Raw genomic sequence first — 1,679 nt, forward strand, 5'->3', positions numbered from 1 at the left:
AAGTTTCAAAAGCAAGCTTTTAAAACTTCGCTCGACTTGCATGTATTAGGCACGCCGCCAGCGTTCGTCCTGAGCCAGGATCAAACTCTCCAATAAAGAGTAAGATTTAGCTCTTAAAAAAATAAAATTAAAATTAAACGTTGACGTATGATTTGTTCAGTTTTCAAAGGACAATTCAATCGCTCACAGCGACTTTATCAATACTATCAAAGCAATAAAGCTTTGTCAAATATTTTTTTGGTGGAGCCTAGCGGGATCGAACCGCTGACCTCCTGCGTGCAAGGCAGGCGCTCTCCCAGCTGAGCTAAGGCCCCTTATTATTTAGTGGTCGGGAAGACAGGATTCGAACCTGCGACCCCTTGGTCCCAAACCAAGTGCTCTACCAAGCTGAGCTACTCCCCGTAAACATTGTATTTTATGGCGCGCCCGAAAGGAGTCGAACCCATAACCTTCTGATCCGTAGTCAGACGCTCTATCCAATTGAGCTACGGGCGCAAATTTATAAAAGCTTTCTATTTTAGCAAAACATTAAGAAAACTTCTTTTGATACTTCAAAAAAAAGTTTAATGCCGAGGACCGGAATCGAACCGGTACGGTAGTCACCTACCGCAGGATTTTAAGTCCTGTGCGTCTGCCAGTTCCGCCACCCCGGCATATTTTGGAGCGGAAGACGGGATTCGAACCCGCGACCCCCACCTTGGCAAGGTGGTGTTCTACCACTGAACTACTTCCGCGTTAATTTTTATTCTGTTCTACCGTAATAAATCTTGGTGCGGGTGAAGGGAGTCGAACCCCCACGCCTTGCGGCGCTAGATCCTAAGTCTAGTGCGTCTGCCAATTCCGCCACACCCGCAATTTAATTAAAGAAAATCTATTTTGCTTAAGAAAAGTGAGCCATGGAGGACTCGAACCTCCGACCCTCTGATTAAAAGTCAGATGCTCTACCAACTGAGCTAATGGCTCTCAATAATATTTGGCTTTGTACTATGATTCTTCACTGAATCAAGGCATCTACGATGTCCCCATCTCAGGAAGATTAGTCAAGAAGCAGCTCGATGGGTACAACTCGAAGTAATTCAAGTAGTATTGCTCGTTGCTCTACCAACTGAGCTAATGGCTCATTTTAAGACAAAAATAAAATGGTGCCGGCGATAGGAGTCGAACCCACGACCTACTGATTACAAGTCAGTTGCTCTACCAACTGAGCTACACCGGCATAATAATATTAAGGATGAAACTGATTACTTCGTTACGTTACGTGGATATTAAGGAAAACTCTTTTTATTCCACTGACGTTCCGTAAAAAAGTTTTGGTGGAGGATGACGGGATCGAACCGCCGACCCCCTGCTTGTAAGGCAGGTGCTCTCCCAGCTGAGCTAATCCTCCATTATTTAAAAGCCCGGCGACGTCCTACTCTCACAAGGGGACAGCCCCTAACTACCATTGGCGCTGAGAAGCTTAACTTCCGTGTTCGGTATGGGAACGGGTGTGACCTTCTCGCCATCGCCACCAGACTATTAAGGAAAGTTCTTTTCACTACCGTGAAAAAACATTATTCCCTCAAAACTAGATAATGATTGAAGAAGAAGAATTCGAGTAATCACCAATAATGTGGTTAAGTCCTCGATCGATTAGTATCAGTCAGCTCCACATGTCACCATGCTTCCACCTCTGACCT

9 tRNA genes and 2 rRNA genes are annotated in these 1,679 nt (G+C 45.0%); all 11 read right to left on the reverse strand.

Going from position 1 to position 1,679, the window contains the following annotated elements:
* Window positions 1–96, reverse strand: a 16S ribosomal RNA gene (locus SM124_RS23855); the annotation flags it as partial.
* Window positions 97–238: 142 nt separating this feature from the next.
* Window positions 239–314 (reverse strand) — tRNA-Ala (locus SM124_RS23860).
* 11 nt (window positions 315–325) lie between these two features.
* Window positions 326–402: transfer RNA gene (locus tag SM124_RS23865), tRNA-Pro, on the reverse strand.
* A gap of 16 nt (window positions 403–418) precedes the next feature.
* Window positions 419–495: transfer RNA gene (locus tag SM124_RS23870), tRNA-Arg, on the reverse strand.
* 72 nt (window positions 496–567) lie between these two features.
* Window positions 568–653 (reverse strand) — tRNA-Leu (locus tag SM124_RS23875).
* Window positions 654–659: 6 nt separating this feature from the next.
* Window positions 660–734: transfer RNA gene (locus SM124_RS23880), tRNA-Gly, on the reverse strand.
* 34 nt (window positions 735–768) lie between these two features.
* A tRNA-Leu gene (locus tag SM124_RS23885) sits at window positions 769–853 on the reverse strand.
* A gap of 37 nt (window positions 854–890) precedes the next feature.
* Window positions 891–963, reverse strand: a tRNA-Lys gene (locus SM124_RS23890).
* A gap of 177 nt (window positions 964–1,140) precedes the next feature.
* Window positions 1,141–1,216 (reverse strand) — tRNA-Thr (locus SM124_RS23895).
* Between the two features lie 95 nt (window positions 1,217–1,311).
* A tRNA-Val gene (locus SM124_RS23900) sits at window positions 1,312–1,387 on the reverse strand.
* An 11-nt stretch (window positions 1,388–1,398) separates the two neighbouring features.
* Window positions 1,399–1,515 (reverse strand): 5S ribosomal RNA (gene rrf, locus SM124_RS23905).
* Window positions 1,516–1,679: the final 164 nt, after the last annotated feature.

Origin of the sequence: Robertmurraya mangrovi, from assembly GCF_034427655.1 — a bacterium.
GTDB lineage: Bacteria > Bacillota > Bacilli > Bacillales > Cytobacillaceae > Robertmurraya_A > Robertmurraya_A mangrovi.